We start from the raw sequence: 18,188 nt of genomic DNA on the forward strand, positions 1-18,188 counted from the left end.
TGACGCCACCTGCTAAACCCTATCTTTTTAATGACTTTCAATCCGCCAATATCTGACTACAATTTAGCTCAGATATTGGCAGTGTTTGTTCCATTTTATATACGCAAAAAAATCCAACTAACGCACTTGTTAATGATTAGTTTTTTTAATGTGAACAAGCTCTAGCCCTAATCTAATTCATGTTGGTCAGGCGACTAAAAAAAACGCTGTGGAGCGGCAAAAATAAAGGTTAGAATGCCAACAACTCCAAAACACCCTATCAATTACAGCGGTGTTTTACTGCGTGATTTGGATAAGCATAATAACCATATTTAGGAGAACACAGGTGGCATCTACCTCTTTCTACGACCGAATTAATCAACAAATAGCTGATGTTAAAGCAGATGGTTTATATAAAAGTGAACGCGTTATTGCTTCAGCCCAACAGACAGCCATTGAAGTTAACCACGAGAAAGTGATTAACTTTTGCGCCAACAACTATTTAGGTCTAGCTAATCACCCAGAGCTGATTGCAGCAGCCAAAGCCGGTTTAGACAGCCACGGTTTTGGTATGGCATCTGTGCGCTTTATATGCGGCACTCAAGACACTCACAAACAACTAGAAGCAAGCCTGAGTGAATTTTTAGGTATGGAAGACACCATACTTTATTCGTCATGTTTTGACGCAAACGCTGGCTTATTTGAAACATTATTAGATGCCGAAGACGCGATTGTGTCTGATGCGTTAAACCATGCATCAATCATTGACGGTGTGCGTTTATGTAAAGCAAAACGTTTCCGTTACGCTAACAACGACATGGCCGATCTTGAAACACAATTAATTGCAGCCCAAGCTGCTGGCGCGCGCAACATACTCATTGCCACCGACGGTGTATTCTCAATGGACGGCGTTATCGCTAACCTCAAAGGTGTGTGCGATCTTGCCGATAAATACGGCGCACTCGTTATGGTTGATGACTCACACGCCGTGGGCTTTATTGGTCAAAACGGTCGTGGCACCCACGAATATTGTGACGTAATGGACCGAGTAGACATTATTACCGGCACATTAGGTAAAGCCCTAGGCGGCGCATCAGGTGGATTTACTGCCGGTAAAAAAGAAGTGGTTGAATGGTTACGTCAGCGCTCACGTCCTTACCTGTTCTCAAACTCGTTAGCACCATCGATCGTCAGCGCCTCAATTCGCGTGCTTGATATGCTAAAAACGGGGCATGCATTACGTGAAGCCGTATGGGAAAACAGCCGTTATTTCCGCGAACAAATGTCAGCAGCAGGCTTTACTTTGGGCGGCGCCGACCATGCCATTATCCCGGTAATGATTGGCGACGCCAAGTTAGCCAGTGATTTTGCCAATAAATTATTAGCAGAACACATTTATGTGATTGGCTTCTCGTTCCCGGTTGTACCTAAAGGCCAGGCGCGTATTCGTACCCAAATGTCAGCTGCGCACACTCGCGAACAACTGGATCATGCTATTGATGCCTTTACTCGTATTGGTAAAGAAATGGGCATTATCTAACTGGCTTAAGTTAACAAGACTCGGTAATCATAGGTTATTAAGATGAAAGCATTAAGTAAGTTAAAGCCTGAAGAAGGCATCTGGATGGTCGATGCACCAAAACCAGAAATGGGTCATAACGATCTGTTAATCAAAATCCGCAAAACAGCTATTTGTGGCACCGACGCACACATCTACAACTGGGATGAGTGGTCACAAAAAACCATACCAGTTCCTATGATTGCTGGTCATGAATATGTCGGTGAAGTCGTCGACATGGGTCAAGAAGTACGCGGTTTTGCCATTGGCGATCGCGTGTCTGGAGAAGGTCATATTACCTGTGGTTATTGCCGTAACTGCCGTGGTGGTCGTACTCATTTATGTCGAAATACCTCCGGCGTAGGCGTAAACCGCGATGGCGCCTTTGCTGAATACCTTGTATTGCCCGCATTTAACGCATTCAAAATTCCAGCAGATATTTCTGACGACCTAGCCGCTATTTTTGATCCATTTGGTAATGCTGTACATACTGCATTGTCATTCGATTTAGTTGGCGAAGATGTATTAATTACCGGTGCTGGCCCTATTGGTATCATGGCTGCTGCTGTGTGTAAGCATGTTGGCGCACGCCATGTTGTAATAACCGACGTTAACGAATATCGCTTAGATTTAGCCCGTAAAATGGGCGCGACTCGCGCAGTTAATGTTGCAAAAGAAAGCTTAAAAGATGTCATGAAAGAGCTGGGCATGACCGAAGGGTTCGACGTAGGCCTAGAAATGTCTGGCGTACCGTCAGCATTTCACGCCATGCTTGACACCATGAACCATGGCGGCAAAATTGCCATGCTCGGTATTCCAGGTGGCGATATGGCCATTGATTGGAGCAAAATCATTTTTAAAGGGTTAATCATCAAAGGTATTTACGGCCGTGAGATGTTTGAAACCTGGTATAAAATGGCCAGCTTAATCCAATCAGGTTTAGACTTAACCCCAATCATTACGCATCATTTTAATGTGGATGATTTCCAGCAAGGCTTCGACGCAATGCGCTCAGGCCAATCTGGCAAAGTGATTTTAAGCTGGGATTAATCCCCCACATTATTATCACGCTGCAATGACTCAAGGGGTTGTATTTATATACCCAATTGACCTTAAATGCATGTTTCAGAGCATATTTAGGTTGGTTGGGTATACAACCCCTTGTTGCAAACTGGCCGCCATACAAACGCTTTCCGTAAACTTTTTATAGGTAATACCATGTCTGGTTTTAAACACTTGTCTGTTAATGAATTAATCCATATGTCTGAGGCATCTACCGAGGTACAGGTTGTTGATATACGAGATTCGGCAAGCTTTGCGGCAGGCCATATTCCACATTCTATCAACTTAAATAACGAAAATTTAGCCCATTATATTGCCGGTGCAGATATGGATAAGCCTCTTGTCGTTGTGTGTTATCACGGCATGAGCAGCCAAAGTGCTGCCAGTTATTTAAATGAACAAGGCTTTGATGATGTCTACAGTCTTGACGGTGGATTTAGTGCATGGAGCCTCGCGCACTCATGATAGAAATAGGCCAACTTCCTAATGCACGTGCTGCGCAAGCATTTATTGATTACCTTAAAGGGTTGAACATTCAATGCCATGCAGTGCAACATGCCCAAGGTGTTGGCCTCATTATTAGCAATCCTGCAGATGAGCCACAAGCACGTGCTGAGCTCGAGCAATTTGCTAACAACCCCTACGACAGTAAATACTTACAAGCCTCATGGGACAATGGCGACACCGCTGCGCAATTCAACTACGGCCCTGGCACCAAGGGGTTAGTGCAGCAATTTTTAACAGGTGCAGGCCCGCTCACCCTAATCACATTCTTTGTCTGTGTCGCTGTTTTTGCAGGGATGAACCTAGGCTTCGCCGACGCAATATATAGTCAATTATCATTTTTTGGCGCAGTTCCCCAAAGTGACATAAACCAAATTTGGCGCTTATTTACACCGAGTTTAATGCACTTTTCGGCTATGCATATCATCTTTAACTTGCTGTGGTGGTGGTATTTAGGTGGCAAAATTGAAACCCGGTTAGGCATCAGACCTTTGTTATTTTTATTAGTTATTGCAGGTACGCTGCCCAGCGTTGTGCAATTTTACATGACCGGTCCCCATTTTGGCGGTATGTCTGGCGTGGTGTATGCGGTGGTGGGTTACACCTGGCTCATGGGGATAAGACAACCCAGCAGCGGCATTCACCTACCGCAAGCTTATATGGGTTTTATGTTGATATGGCTGGTACTTGGTTTTACTGATTTACTCGGCATGCCAATTGCTAATGGCGCTCATATTGGTGGTTTACTTGTTGGGCTTGCACAGGCCTTATTTGATAGCCGCACCTCAAAAACAGTATAATGACAAAAACCACTTGCTCAGGTGGTTCTTTAAATCAGTCAATCATATCAATGACTTTTGTAACCAATTTTTCAATACCAATGTGCGCTTCTAAAATCGAGGTTGCTAGCATATAAGCTGGCGTACTTACCACTTTGTGCACTTCATCAACCACAATGTCATCTACCTTAACAGCCTGATGCTTACCGCCCATTTCATTAAACGCCTGGGCAGTATCACTATCATTGCCAATAGTGCCAGTTACTCCTTGGTCATAAATTTTAGGGATCATCACAGGCGAAATACACACAAAACCAACTGGTTTACGTGCATTGGCAAAATCGGTAATAAAATTTTCCACAATTGGGTTAATGTGGCAATTACTGCCAGTCGTCGCAAAATTTGATAAGTTTTTAGCCGCGCCAAAACCACCAGGAATAACCAACGCATCGTACTCAGCCACATTTAAACTGCTGGCATTAAACACTTCTCCACGGGCAATGCGTGCAGACTCAACCAACACATTACGGGTTTCTTCAGTATTTACCTCACCGGTTAAATGGTTCACTACATGCATTTGCGCCACATCAGGAGCGAAACACTGGTACTGAGCACCGGCACGGGTAATAGCCAGTAAAGTCAAAACGGCTTCATGAATTTCGCTGCCATCAAACACACCGCAACCACTCAGTAATACTGCTATTTTTTTCATGATAATTACCTTCATCAATTATGAATTTTTTGGCTCTGTGGCTTAATGCCTCATCGAATAACATTTTTGATTGAGCATTGAGTTATACTTTTAAATGATAATGTAAAATTTACAACATAAATCCAACAAAACGGTTGATCTGATTAAAAATCGTGCTAACTTAGAACGTCGAATTTATCTAATGCACTTTTTTTAGTCGTAACACATGACATAAATTCATTGTGACTTAACTGACATCAATAAAAAAGTCCACAAATTAGTTATATTTTTTGAAATTAATAAATAGCTCACAAAATTTAAAATAACAATTAAAATTCAACAAGTTACTGATTTCGCCTCTAGCCGTAAGAAATTCTATCCAGCAACGTTGATTATTCCACTCACAGACTTATCCACAGGCTGAGAGGATTTTTGCATGGCTAAAATTCAATAAATTCACACGTATCAAATCCGCAAAACTCACCAACCGTGCGGCTTGTCGGACCTTTAAACTTATCCACACGCTGGTAGATAAATGCCTGACAATCTCACAAGTACCTTGAGGTGCTGTGGGTATAATGTCATCCTATCTATCTCGCAAAATACACAAAACGAAAAACACATTATGCCAACAATTCCTAACAATCCACTTATCCTGGTCGACGGATCTTCTTATCTTTATCGCGCTTACTATGCGCCGCCTCATTTAACAAACTCAAAAGGTGAAGCGACGGGTGCGGTTTATGGTGTTGTCAACATGCTGCGTAGTTTGTTAAGCCGCTATAGTCCAAGCCATATTGCTGTTGTTTTTGATGCTAAAGGTAAAACCTTCCGCAATGACATGTACGGCGAATATAAAGCACAACGCCCTCCAATGCCCGACGACCTTCGTAGCCAAATTGAACCATTACACCGCATTATTCATGCAATGGGGTTACCTTTAATCAGCATTCCCGGCGTAGAAGCTGACGATGTTATTGGCACCATAGCCTTGCAAGCGAGCAAAGAAGGCCGGGCCACGTTAATCAGTACTGGCGATAAAGACATGGCGCAGTTAGTCAACGACCATGTCACCTTAATTAACACCATGACAGACACCATCATGGGCCCAGAAGAAGTCAAAGCTAAGTTTGGTGTTGGCCCAGATCGCATTATTGATTTTTTAGCATTAATGGGTGACAAAGCCGATAACATTCCTGGCTTACCTGGTGTCGGTGAAAAAACCGCTTTAGCCATGCTAACTGGTGTTGGGAGCGTAGCGCAGTTACTGGCCGATCCACAAAGTGTGGTGGAACTTGGTTTTAGAGGCTCAAAAACCATGCCGGCGAAAATTATCGATAACGCCGACATGCTAAAACTCTCTTATGAGCTTGCTACCATCAAAACCGATGTCGAATTAGAACAAGACTGGCACGAGCTGAATGTTAAGCCGCAAAATCGCGATGAATTAATTAAATGCTTTGGTGAAATGGAGTTTAAACGTTGGTTAGCAGAAGTGTTAGACAACAAACAACCTACAGGCACGGTTAGCCAAGATAGCGACGAAGAAGTCACAGTTTCTGCCGCTATCGAAGCCGAATATGAAACCATTCTTAGCGAAGAAGCATTAGACAAATGGATTAATGAGCTAAGTAAAGCCGAGCTAATTGCCGTTGACACCGAAACAACAAGCCTTAATTACATGGAAGCACAGCTTGTCGGCTTATCCTTTGCCACTCAAGCAGGTAAAGCCGCATATCTGCCATTGGCCCACGATTATCCTGATGCGCCACAGCAACTCGAAAAAGCCGCAACGCTTGAAAAACTGCGCCCAATTTTAGAGGGTAAAACACCACAAAAAGTCGGCCAAAATCTAAAGTACGACATGAGTATTTTAGCCAATGCAGGCATTAAGCTTGGCGGTGTTCGCTTTGACACCATGCTTGAATCGTATGTGTTTAACTCGGTAGCATCACGCCATGACATGGATGGCTTAGCATTAAAATATTTAGGCCATAAAAATATCAGCTTTGAAGAAGTCGCAGGCAAAGGTGCCAAACAGCTGACCTTCAATCAAATAGACTTAGCCACAGCCGGACCTTACGCAGCAGAAGATGCCGATATCACCTTGCGATTACATGAGCACTTATGGCCGCGCGTAGAAAAAGAGTCAGCATTAGCTTCAGTATTTAACGAATTAGAACTGCCGTTAATTCAGGTATTATCAGACGTTGAGCGCCAGGGTGTGTTAATCGACTCTATGCTACTTAGCCAACAAAGTGGTGAGCTGGCCCAAAAACTCGACGATCTTGAAAATAAGGCCTACGAAATTGCCGGCGAGAAGTTTAACCTCGCATCGCCTAAGCAGCTGCAAACGCTCTTTTTTGAAAAGCTTAACTATCCAGTTAAAAAGAAAACCCCAAAAGGCGCGCCTTCAACCTCTGAAGAAGTGTTAGTCGAGCTAGCCTTAGACTATCCGCTGCCTAAAATTATTCTTGAGCACCGTAGCCTCGCTAAATTAAAAAGCACCTACACAGATAAATTGCCACTCATGGTCAATGCCACCACAGGCCGTGTTCACACCAGTTATCATCAAGCCAATGCTGCTACAGGGCGTTTGTCGTCAAGCGAGCCAAACTTACAAAATATTCCTATTCGTACCGAAGAAGGTCGACGCATTCGCCAGGCCTTTATTGCCCCAGCAGGCCGTAAAATTTTGGCCGCCGACTATTCGCAAATCGAATTACGCATTATGGCCCACTTATCTCAAGACAACGGCTTGTTAACTGCGTTTGCTGAAGGAAAAGATATTCATAGAGCCACTGCTGCAGAAGTGTTTGGCGTTCACTTTGAAGAAGTCACCACCGAACAGCGCCGCCGTGCTAAAGCGGTTAACTTTGGTTTGATATACGGCATGTCGGCGTTTGGTTTAGCTAAGCAATTAGATATCCCGCGTAACGAGGCACAAACTTACATCGACACTTATTTTGCTCGCTACCCTGGCGTATTAAAATACATGGAAGAAACCCGCGCAGCAGCTGCAGAGCAAGGCTATGTATCCACCCTATTTGGTCGCCGTTTGTACCTGCCCGAAATTAACGACCGCAACGCCATGCGCCGTCAAGCCGCTGAGCGTGCAGCCATTAACGCGCCAATGCAAGGAACCGCAGCCGATATCATCAAAAAGGCCATGATTGCGATTCACCAGTGGATTAACCAAGACACCCAAGGAGAAATTACCCTGATTATGCAAGTACACGATGAATTAGTATTTGAAGTTGATGAAGCAATGGCTGAAACTCTTAAAACCAAAGTGTGCGACCTAATGGCACAGGCTGCAGCACTTGATGTGCCATTGCTTGCAGAGGCAGGTATTGGCGATAACTGGGATGAAGCACACTAATATCGAGCAAGCTTATTAACCTGTTCCTCAACATTGCCGTATTTGATAATACGGCAATGTTGTTTATTGCACGGACGGATATCGGCACAGAGGTACCAATTAACACCGTCTTTGTTGTTTACATCTAAAGACCATAATAAATTTGACTCTACTTTTCTTGTCGCTATTTCTAAAAAATGATTTTCTCTAAAGACAAACCCACTGCAATCCTGCACAAACCATTAATGAGTCTATAAAACACTCAACACATATGGCGATTTGGTTAACAATTGAGCCAATTTTGCAGCAAAAATCACAGTTATTGTATCTTTTTATGAAAAACAGTTTTTCATTTTAAGGCGAATGCGCTATTATCTCGTTCGTAGGGTACAGAGGTTAAGATGTTCAATCTTTCAAACCTTTATTTCACTAGCAATAGTGACTAGCCAAATTCGGCGCCCCAGCAACCTAGGTTGCTGGGGCTTTTTTTTTGGCTTTTTTTCATACCTAAAAATATTTAGAGTAAATACTTTAACTTTACATAAAAAGCAGTTATTCTATGGTCATTGAGGGTTGTCAAATTGAGTTGATAACACTTGAGTCTTGTTGAATTTAGCTTCTCCCCAAAAGAGCTAATTTTTGTACCGATAGCCTCTTGGTTGTCGGTTTTTTTTTGCCTGATTTTAATGTCGACCACCTATAAAAAAACCGACTCAATGTCGGTTAATTCAATATGGTTGTTCAAACATCAACGCTATTCTGACTCAGTTTGCTCTTGCAACGCTTTTTGTTCAGCCAACCAAGTTGGATGACACCAGTCATTCAAAATACCCAGCACCTTGGGTTTGCCAGTTCCTTTTAGTGATGAAAACGGCTCAACGTGCACCTTATCACCAAACTCAGCTAAAGCCTTACGCACTTCATTAACCGTCTTAGTTTTTACACTCTGAGTCAATTTATCAGACTTTGTTAACAAGGCTAAAACAGGAATATGACTTAATACAGCCCACTCAATCATTTGCATATCAAGATCTTTAAGTGGATGTCGAATGTCCATGAGAACCACCACACCACTTAAGCAAGCACGCTTTTGTAAATACTCGCCTAATGCTTGCTGCCATTTATTTTTAAGTGCTAAAGGCACTTGTGCAAAACCATAGCCAGGTAAATCGACCAATCGACGATCTTCATCTAATTGAAACACATTGATAAGCTGCGTCCGTCCTGGCGTTTTACTGGTTCTGGCAAGGCTTTTTTGTTCTGTTAGTGCGTTCAAAGCACTCGATTTTCCGGCATTGGAACGTCCAGCAAATGCAATCTCAACGCCAACATCCCCAGGAAGATATTGATCTAAATGCGCGATATCTGGCGCACTGATTAAAAATTTTGCCTTACGGAAATCGATACGAGATTCGGTCACTAGTCACTCCAATTAAATTACTTTCAGTAAACGCTTTACCATAAATGTTCAACAATTGCTTACTTTTGCACGTTTTCGTGTAAAATATTAGCCTGATCACATTATATACCCAAGCAACGCTGATATGTGTGATGTAGTAATAATTGATCTCGTTCTACCTGAACGACGTACACTACATCAAAAGCGCTTGGAAAAAGTATTTTACCACGCTTGCGGGTCTTCCTAGTAAGCTCAGGACAATAAATTAACAAGAAGTTGGAACGCCATGAAAAAGTTAGCTCTTGCGCTGTCTGTAGTAGCCACTATGTCATCACCTGCTATGGCTGAAGGTAATGCTGAAGCCGGCAAAACTAAAGTAATCGTATGTTCTGCCTGTCACGGTGTTGACGGCAACAGCATGATTGATATGTATCCAAAGCTTGCAGGCCAACATCCTGCATACCTTGAGAAACAATTAAAAGAATTCCGCTCTGCCATGCAAACAGGTGGAAAAGAAGGCCGTATGGACCCAATCATGGGTGGCATGTCTATCGCGTTAACCGATACTGACATTGCAGACATTTCTGCATTCTTCGCTAGCCAAACTCAATCAGCTAACCCAGCGGTTGAAGGCACCGAAGCCGGCGAGAAACTATATCAAGGTGGCGATGCTGCTCGCGGTATAACATCATGTATTGCATGTCATGGTCCTGATGGTAGTGGTGCAGCTGCAGCTGGCTTCCCAATGATTGGTGGTCAACATGCTAATTACATCAAAATTCAGTTAACAAAGTTCCGCGACGGCACTCGTAACAACGATTTAAACGGCATGATGCAAGATGTTGCTAAAAAATTGTCAGATGCCGATATCGAAGCACTATCTAAATATATTTCAAATATTAAGAAATAATACGCTGGATAAGTGTTAATAAAAAAGGGCAATAATTTGCCCTTTTTTACGCCTCAAAGTTTACGCTTACGTCAACTGCACGCATTATTACTTGACATGCCTCACGGTTTTAGAGTTAAATACACCCCGTACCGAGGTAAACCCAGCTGTTTGAACCATAAATCAAATAACATCAAGCAGATTTCGGACAGACACATTTAAGATATAAGAATAAAGAAAACACATAACAATAATAATTTAAGGCCACTCAACAATAATAAAAATGAGTCGCGGTTTTAGTTTGAAACCCAGGTCGTAAAACTTGTAAGGAACAGACCGGCTGGTCAACTCGCTATTTAGCACTGCCTTACACAACAGAGTAATCCTTTTGGTATTATTTGAATGATTCAAATAATCGCAGAACAACATTTTGTTGGGGATGCATCCATAAGAAGCTTGCTCGAAGGTACAAAAAACAAGGATGGTTGGCTTTAAGTCATAGAAGACAAATAGGATAATGATGCGTCAATGAAGACCATCTACGGAAGCTGTAGTCAGGACGGCAACAGAATATAAAAAAGCGTCAGCGATGACCAATAACAACTACAAAAGCACGGAAAGCACAATAAAAGTTACGATCTGACCGGGATAGTCACATAGCAAGTACGGATACTTGGAATCAGAATAAAGTGCATTTAAGCACTATTTTATAAGGTGGCAGTTTACTGCCACCTTTTTTTTATGTGTTTTTATTCCATTCCTGCCGCGACAATGTTCACTGTCGTAAAAATATGGGTACAATGAGTCTCTAAATGAAAATTTGGATATTCGCATAATTTACTGTTTTCACTATGTATAGGTGCAGCTGCCGTTAATGAACCCATGCCCACTGTGTAGCCATCAAGCGGACTTTTTTTTACAAGATAAAAAAAGGGCATTTTATACATGCTCACAATGCGGTTTACTATTTGCTAACCCAAAATCGCACCTCATGCCAAGCCTAGAGCGTCAGCGTTATGGTCGGGCACAAAAATCATCGAAACAAAAACAATTATCACAATTTGTTTTGCCACTATTGGTGCAAATCGCCCAACAGCAAACAGGCCCGTTAAAAGGGTTAAACTTTGGCAGAGTACTTGATGAAAAAAGCCAACTAACGATTGTGGAAGCTGGCCACCAGGTTAATCAATACGACCCCTTCTTTGCTGCCGATCAGTCTGTTTTGAGTCAAAGCTATGATTTTGTGTGTTGTTATCGGGTCTTTGAGCATTTTAGGCACCCCATTCGCGAATGGAAATTATTGAATCAACTGATTAAACCTAATGGCTGGCTAGCAATTAGCACCCCTTTAATGACCGACAAAGCTTTGTTTGCTAAGTGGCATTATAAAAATAATCCGACTCACGTGAGCTTTTATCAGCAAGCAACCTTCGAATATTTAGCCTCCAATAGCGATTTTGAGCTATTATTTGCATCGAAAGATCTGGTTTTGATGCAAAAATCGTCAAAACCTGATATAAAGCGCATCCATATTTAGTGCCTTGTAGAAATTACTCTGCAAGGACGTGTTAAGAAAACCTAACGAGAACATCATGGCTCGCAGTAAAAAAACTCGCAAAGGCGGCGAAAACGGCCCTAAGTTTGCCCCAAGAGTAAAAAAAGCCGACCGTAAAGCGGTCGATGGTAAAAAATCAGAAACGGGTCGTAAATCTGGCAGTCGCCATAATGAAGCCTTGCTTAAACAAGCTTCAGGTAATGGCTCTTCGGTAAAAAAAGACGCGCGTCACGGCAGTAAAAAACCTGTGGCATTAACGTTACCAACATCAATAACTGAGCCGTTAGTGGTTAAGCCAAAACAGCCTAAATTATCTGACGAACAGAAGTTATTGAAACTGGAAGAAGATCCAAGACTGAACCAGCTACTTGACCAGCTTGAAGAAGGCCGTGACTTATCTGACACTGACCAAAAATGGTTAGACACTCAATTAGACAAAATTGAGCAGTTAATGCAGCGCTTAGGCTTAACAGACGGTGACGAAACAACTGTCGAAAGCCCTAAAAAGCAACTGTCTGACGATGAATTATTAAGTCGTTTCGAATCAGGTGCCGATCTGCTTAAAGATTACCAAAAACACGACTAAACCACTCAATGAATTTCATTTGAATGGAGTAAACTGGCGCACACCTAGTCGAATAGGTATAGGCGCCAGTTTTGTATTCAAAAAAGGATAAATTGTGCCTACTATTGTTATCGTCATTGCGTCACTCATTATTATTGCCCTAGCAAGTTACGCAGCCCACTTATTACTTACGCTTCAACGTCGCACTAAAGCCAATCAACAAGCGCAAGCTGAACGCCAAGCAAAGGCCGAAGAGCGCAGGCAACAAATTCTCACCGACATCCGCTATATTGCAGCCGCTATGTTAGAAGACCGTTGCGAGCTTTCTGAAGGCGTGGTGCGCATAGGCAAACTGTTTGATGCATTGTCGATGTCAGAACAAGTGATAGGCGATTTCCCTAACCTGTTTGCTCACTATGACATTATTAGAGAGCATCCCATCATGGAAGCACGCAAAGCACTACCCAAACAACAGCGGATGAAATTTGATTTTGAACGAATGAAGTCTGAAGCTGAGCTTGAGCAAGCAATATTAGATGAAGCCAAGCGTATCGCTCAATTTGACCAGCCTAAAACTCATTAATCTCCCCTTTTTGCGATAAACGACGAGTTTGCTTATAGCCTATGTGTTGGTTATGAATCATAAACTCGTCAACTTCTCCAACAAAACGCCATTGGCGAATAATGACTGATATGCTTTAATCAATGTACGCACTACTTTGGTGCTTTATAACAAGAAGCGTAAACGCTCAGATTAGGACCTCAATATGTTAAGTTCAATATGCTCAGGATTACTCCGTCTTATCGGTTGGAAATTTGAAGGCCAACTCGACAAAACTCAACCTTGCGTAATGATTGTTGGCCCTCACACCAGTAACTGGGATTTTGTTATTGGCATTATTGCCCGCAGCGCATTAGGCACCAACATTCACTTTTTAGGCAAACATCAATTATTTATTGCACCCTGGGGATGGTTGTTTCGTGCCATGGGTGGCAGCCCAGTAGATAGGCGCAAACACAATAACTTAGTGGATGGTGCGGCACAATTGTTTGAGCAACACCCTAATTATAAATTAGCCTTGGCTCCAGAAGGGACACGCAGCCCTGTTACACGCTGGAAAAGCGGGTTTTATCATATCGCAATGAAATCAAACGTAGACATAGTGCCGGTGGGGTTAGATTTTGGCCGCAAAACCATTGTGCTCTCACCACCAATGACGCCAACGGGTGATATTGAAGTTGAAATAAATCAACTCATGGATTTTTTTCGCTCAATTAAAGGTTATCGTACTAAAAACATTCCAGTGTACAAGGTGCAGCCCTCAAACGAACGCCTTTAATACTAAAGCGCACTCTCTAAGCTTTGTTCAGCCAACACATAGCTCCCACCTAATCGCGTTGATTGAGTGGGCGTTATCATTCTGGTTAACGATAGCACTAATCTTGTCGATGCTTGTGATACAAACATCGGCGACTCACCGTAAAAAGTCACGCCAGCAAAATCAAAACGACTATGTTGGCTGTACATACGTCCATGTATTTCGGTATCTGTTGCGTTAATCGCACTACGAGTAATTTGCAGAGTTTGCCCTGCACGTCCAACACGACTTTTCTCCATAGAGAGTATCGAATCTGTCATGGATAGTGATTCAGTATCGACACGATTAAAACGCACCAGCTTGCAGTCATTCAATATAATCTCTTTATACTGCCCACTAAAATGAGTTTTATCGTCTTGAAAGCAATGGCCAACTCGCTGACTTACATTGTTAGAAGGTTGCAAACGACTCACCACAGGGCCTTGTAAACTGGTCAGTAGCAATTGATTAAAAACATGTGGATGCGATTTCATCGGCACATGGCCAGCATCATTAATCACCTGTAATTGCGAAAGTGGAAGAACATGTTGTAACGCATTAGCTGTCCGCAATGGCGCGACGGTATCAAGAGCCCCCCAAATGAGTTGGGTTGCAGGCATTGTTTGATAATTAAGTACCGAAAAATTTTGCTCCATTAATGCTAATGCCGCATTCATGTTAGTTTTGTCGCCAATCGTCATATTTCGCAAAGACGAATCGCCACTAAAGAGCCTGGTTGGATCGAGTCCTGTGCCCGTTTTTTCGAGTATTTTATCGGCAAAGTTATCAACGCGCGCAATGACACGTCTTAGCCCTTGAGGTAAATCGGTTTGATCATTATCTCGGGTAGAAAGGTGCTTAATATAGGCGGTACGATCCAAAATCCCTGCGGCGTCAACTAAGACTAATCGTTCAATACGTCCTGGATATTGGTTGGCGTAATATAGGCTAATCGCGCCCCCCATTGAATGGCCCACTAAATGCACCCCATCAGAATGGCGATACTGCCCAATAACCCAATCGATCACTTTGGCATATTCTTTTGGCGAGTAGGTAAATACCGCCCCTTGAGACAAACCAAAGCCAGGTAAGTCAATTGCAACCACATGATATTGTTGGGCCAACGCAGGGATAACATTTAACCAGTCTTTAGAAGCCAAATCGCCTAAACCGTGGATCAATATCACGGTTTTTTGATGCTCAAGCCCAGCTTGCAAAACAAATAAGGGCGTATCATGAGTAGGAACCATTATGCGCTCATAATGATACTGAGTTGGATAGTCAGTCAATTCGAGCTCGGTTAGCGGATTAGCAACAGGCACTGGTTGCTCCCCCAGCGAGCGCACTTTTCTATTAATGTCGTTTAGCCAATTAGCCTCTACTGGCAATGCCCAAACCACCAGCAACATTAAAATTAATTGTTTACCCACGTTTAAACCTTTATCAATCCAGGTGTTCAATCTGTTTAATACTGCGGATATCATTGCCTGTTGGTGTTTGGAAGGCGCGTAAACCAAACTCAGGCAACACGGCAAAAATATGATCAAAAATATCAGCCTGAATTGCTTCGTAATAGGTCCAACGAATATCATTGGTAAAAATATACAATTCAATCGGCAAGCCCTCTGTGGTAGGTGCGAGCTGCCTAACCATCAAGGTCATGTCTTTATGCACCTTGTCATGGCGACGTAAATACTCTTGTAAATACGCTCTAAATGTTCCGATATTGGTTAGCCTTCTGCCGTTAACTTTCATGTCAATATCGCTCACATTGGCATTGGCTGCGCTTATTTCATTAAATATTTGCGGTAAATATTCTTTTAAATAATTCACTTTCCCTAAACGTATGCGCTCTTCATCGGTTAAAAACTGAATACTATTAACGTCTATATTGACTGAACGTTTAATCCGACGCCCACCAGACTCAGACATGCCCCGCCAGTTTTTAAAAGCGTCTGACACCAATGCATACGCGGGGATCATGGTGATGGTATTGTCCCAATTACGGACTTTTACGGTCGTTAATGTTACATCTTCCACCGCGCCGTCTGCGGCATACTTGTCCATTTGGATCCAATCGCCTTTACTGACCATACGGTTAGCGGCTAACTGAATACCAGCAACAAAGCCTAAAATGGTGTCGCGAAACACCAACATCACAAAACCAGTCGCAACACCTAAACCACTGAAAAAGTAAATAGGCGACTGGTCGGCTAGTATCGAAAAAACAACAATTAAGCCAATAAAAAATAAGAACAACTTGGTTAACTGTACAAAGCTTTTTACCGGTAAACGGCGATTGATATGGTTAACGTCGGCAATCTGATCAGCGGCATTAAGGGCACTGTAAATGGCGCGTAAAATAAAGACCACTAATAACGAACTTAGCAAGCGATCAATCACCGCACTGGCAAACTCGTGCGAGGTCAGCACTATCGGTATAAGCAAATCGAGAATACCGATCGGCACTAATAGCGCAAGACGCTCAAGGACATTAAAACGCATAAAAATATCGTCCCACGTTATCGACGAGCGACGAATAATGACATTAAGCACATTCACAACAAACCGATGCGCAATATAATAACCAATGCCCGCAATGATTAAACAAGCAAAAATTAATATGGAGGTGGCAAGTCCATCAGTAGGTTGGCTATTAATACCTAAGCGGGTTAACCAGTCCGCAATTTCAATCCGCACTTCAGTATTCACTCACAATTCCTTAGCAACATAGCCCTTAACAACATAGCGCTTTAAACAAAAGAACGCTTAACGACAAAACGCAATCAGAGGTTTCATTACCTACATTATGCATGCTATTGCATACATCAATTTAAAAAAGGTTCACTCAGCATACCATCAACGACGGTGCGGTAATGTGACAGTTTATCAAACAAAAAGGACCTTTTGGTAAAGTAAGTTTAACCCTCAAAAAGTGAAACGTTAAACTTAAAAGCTTGGCATTAGCTCTTTGGGCAACAAGCGATTAAAAGTTGCACTCAATAATAGTTCAACGGCGTTTTCGATATCTGGCGCAAAGTAGCGGTCTTGATCATAAAACGCCACAATTTCCCGTAGCTCAGCTTTTGCCATGGCCACCAATGGGCTGGGTTGTAATGGCGTTCTAAAATCAAGCCCTTGGGCTGCGGCCAGTAACTCTATTGCCAATACACCACGGGTGTTTTCGCTCATATCACGTAAACGACGCGCGGCAAACGTCGCCATCGACACATGGTCTTCTTGATTTGCCGATGTAGGTAAACTGTCTACCGAGGCTGGATGAGCATAGGTTTTGTTTTCAGACGCCAATGCCGCTGCTGTAACTTGAGCAATCATAAAGCCTGAATTCACCCCACCATTATTAACCAAAAATGGCGGTAATTTTGACAGGCTAGAGTCAATTAACAATGCCATACGACGCTCAGCAATAGCGCCTATCTCGGCAATGGCAATTGCCAGGTTATCTGCCGCCATGGCCACAGGTTCTGCATGAAAGTTACCGCCCGAAATGATGTCGCCAGTATCTTGAAACACTAACGGGTTATCGGTTACGCCATTTGCTTCAGCCCCTAGCACCTCGGCTGCTTGACGGATTTGGGTTAAACACGCACCCAATACTTGTGGCTGACAACGCAGCGAGTAAGGATCTTGTACTTTTTCACAATGCGTGTGGCTTAAGCTAATTTCAGACTCGTGAGTCAACAAATGACGAAAAATCGCCGCTGAATCGATTTGGCCTTTTTGGCCACGGGCAGCATGAATGCGCGCATCAAAAGGGCTACGACTGCCCATTGCCGCCTCAACACTCATGGCACCAATAACAGAGCTAGCGGCAAATAAATCTTCTGCATTAAACAAACCTTCTAATGCTAATGCTGTTGATGCTTGGGTACCATTTAGCAAGGCTAGCCCTTCTTTAGCTGCTAGTTCAATGGGTTTTAGCCCTGCAATCTCAAGCCCTTCGACCGCTGATATAATTTGCCCCTGATAACTCATTTCGCCTTCGCCTAATAACGGCAAACACATATGTGCTAATGGCGCTAAGTCGCCCGATGCACCCACTGAGCCTTTTTCAGGCACGCACGGATACACGCCAGCGTTAACCAACTGTATTAAAAACTCAATCACTTCTAAACGAATGCCCGAAAACCCGCGACTTAAAGAGTTAATCTTTAACACCATCATTAAACGCACTGTGGAATCTTGCATGTATTGTCCAATACCTGCCGCATGAGACAATACGATTGAACGTTGTAATAACTGTAAATCTTTTGGGGCAATTTTAGTGTTGGCTAACAAACCAAACCCGGTATTGATACCGTAAACAGTACGGCCTTCTCGTAGCACTTGTTGGACGATTTCAGCACTTTGATTAATCTCAGCGACCGCTTGCGGTGCTAAAGTTAATGCCACACTATTGCGGCTAATCGCACGTGCTTGCGCCAATGTTAAGGTACCTGGCACCAGTTCAAATGAATATGTCGACAT

At 42.9% G+C, this 18,188-nt stretch carries 15 protein-coding genes; 10 read left to right on the forward strand and 5 right to left on the reverse strand.

Annotated features, from left to right (window positions below):
• Positions 1-325: 325 nt before the first annotated feature.
• The 4 genes from K8B83_RS01355 to glpG all read left to right on the forward strand — a co-directional run bounded on the left by K8B83_RS01355 (position 326) and on the right by glpG (position 3,903).
• Positions 326-1,519 (forward strand): glycine C-acetyltransferase, encoded by a 1,194-nt coding sequence (locus tag K8B83_RS01355; RefSeq protein ID WP_188739025.1) that lies wholly within the window; start codon positions 326-328, stop codon positions 1,517-1,519.
• Positions 1,520-1,561: 42 nt separating this feature from the next.
• Complete coding sequence (gene tdh / locus K8B83_RS01360) at positions 1,562-2,587, forward strand: L-threonine 3-dehydrogenase (protein WP_188739024.1); 1,026 nt, start codon at positions 1,562-1,564, stop codon at positions 2,585-2,587.
• A 168-nt stretch (positions 2,588-2,755) separates the two neighbouring features.
• Positions 2,756-3,064: a thiosulfate sulfurtransferase GlpE gene (glpE, locus tag K8B83_RS01365; protein ID WP_188739023.1), complete on the forward strand. Its 309-nt coding sequence runs from the start codon at positions 2,756-2,758 to the stop codon at positions 3,062-3,064.
• Positions 3,061-3,903, forward strand: a complete 843-nt coding sequence (gene glpG / locus K8B83_RS01370) for a rhomboid family intramembrane serine protease GlpG (protein WP_188739022.1) — start codon at positions 3,061-3,063, stop codon at positions 3,901-3,903. Before glpE ends, glpG begins: the two co-directional genes overlap by 4 nt.
• A 34-nt stretch (positions 3,904-3,937) precedes the next feature.
• On the opposite strand, the gene elbB is transcribed toward glpG, so the two are convergent.
• Positions 3,938-4,594 carry an isoprenoid biosynthesis glyoxalase ElbB gene (gene elbB, locus K8B83_RS01375; protein WP_223418990.1) on the reverse strand — a complete coding sequence of 219 codons (657 nt, stop codon included), beginning with the start codon at positions 4,592-4,594 and terminating at the stop codon, positions 3,938-3,940.
• Between the two features lie 604 nt (positions 4,595-5,198).
• Here elbB and polA point away from each other — a divergent pair.
• Positions 5,199-7,955, forward strand: a complete 2,757-nt coding sequence (gene polA / locus K8B83_RS01380) for a DNA polymerase I (RefSeq protein WP_188739020.1) — start codon at positions 5,199-5,201, stop codon at positions 7,953-7,955.
• A 733-nt stretch (positions 7,956-8,688) separates the two neighbouring features.
• Here the strand turns inward: polA and yihA are convergent.
• Positions 8,689-9,354, reverse strand: a complete 666-nt coding sequence (gene yihA, locus K8B83_RS01385; RefSeq protein WP_188739019.1) for a ribosome biogenesis GTP-binding protein YihA/YsxC — start codon at positions 9,352-9,354, stop codon at positions 8,689-8,691.
• A gap of 265 nt (positions 9,355-9,619) precedes the next feature.
• On the opposite strand from yihA, the gene K8B83_RS01390 reads away from it, so the two are divergent.
• The 5 genes from K8B83_RS01390 to K8B83_RS01410 all read left to right on the forward strand — a co-directional run bounded on the left by K8B83_RS01390 (position 9,620) and on the right by K8B83_RS01410 (position 13,682).
• Positions 9,620-10,243 carry a c-type cytochrome gene (locus tag K8B83_RS01390; protein WP_188739018.1) on the forward strand — a complete coding sequence of 208 codons (624 nt, stop codon included), beginning with the start codon at positions 9,620-9,622 and terminating at the stop codon, positions 10,241-10,243.
• Positions 10,244-11,096: 853 nt separating this feature from the next.
• Positions 11,097-11,759 (forward strand): class I SAM-dependent methyltransferase, encoded by a 663-nt coding sequence (locus tag K8B83_RS01395; RefSeq protein WP_188739017.1) that lies wholly within the window; start codon positions 11,097-11,099, stop codon positions 11,757-11,759.
• A 55-nt stretch (positions 11,760-11,814) separates the two neighbouring features.
• The gene (gene yihI, locus K8B83_RS01400; protein WP_188739016.1) at positions 11,815-12,363 is read left to right on the forward strand and encodes a Der GTPase-activating protein YihI; all 549 of its coding nucleotides are present in this window, start codon (positions 11,815-11,817) and stop codon (positions 12,361-12,363) included.
• Positions 12,364-12,457: 94 nt separating this feature from the next.
• The gene (locus K8B83_RS01405) at positions 12,458-12,925 is read left to right on the forward strand and encodes a DUF2489 domain-containing protein (protein ID WP_188739015.1); all 468 of its coding nucleotides are present in this window, start codon (positions 12,458-12,460) and stop codon (positions 12,923-12,925) included.
• 184 nt (positions 12,926-13,109) lie between these two features.
• Positions 13,110-13,682, forward strand: coding sequence for a lysophospholipid acyltransferase family protein (locus K8B83_RS01410; RefSeq protein WP_188739014.1), 573 nt, complete (start codon positions 13,110-13,112; stop codon positions 13,680-13,682).
• 2 nt (positions 13,683-13,684) lie between these two features.
• Here the strand turns inward: K8B83_RS01410 and K8B83_RS01415 are convergent, their stop codons facing one another.
• The 3 genes from K8B83_RS01415 to hutH all read right to left on the reverse strand — a co-directional run bounded on the left by K8B83_RS01415 (position 13,685) and on the right by hutH (position 18,188).
• A complete protein-coding gene (locus K8B83_RS01415) occupies positions 13,685-15,130 on the reverse strand; it encodes an alpha/beta fold hydrolase (protein ID WP_188739013.1) in 1,446 nt (481 codons plus the stop codon).
• 13 nt (positions 15,131-15,143) lie between these two features.
• A complete protein-coding gene (locus K8B83_RS01420; protein ID WP_188739012.1) occupies positions 15,144-16,412 on the reverse strand; it encodes a mechanosensitive ion channel family protein in 1,269 nt (422 codons plus the stop codon).
• Positions 16,413-16,649: 237 nt separating this feature from the next.
• Positions 16,650-18,188 carry a histidine ammonia-lyase gene (gene hutH, locus K8B83_RS01425; RefSeq protein ID WP_223418992.1) on the reverse strand — a complete coding sequence of 513 codons (1,539 nt, stop codon included), beginning with the start codon at positions 18,186-18,188 and terminating at the stop codon, positions 16,650-16,652.

The sequence above is a fragment of the Shewanella inventionis genome (genome assembly GCF_019931735.1).
Classification (GTDB): domain Bacteria; phylum Pseudomonadota; class Gammaproteobacteria; order Enterobacterales; family Shewanellaceae; genus Shewanella; species Shewanella inventionis.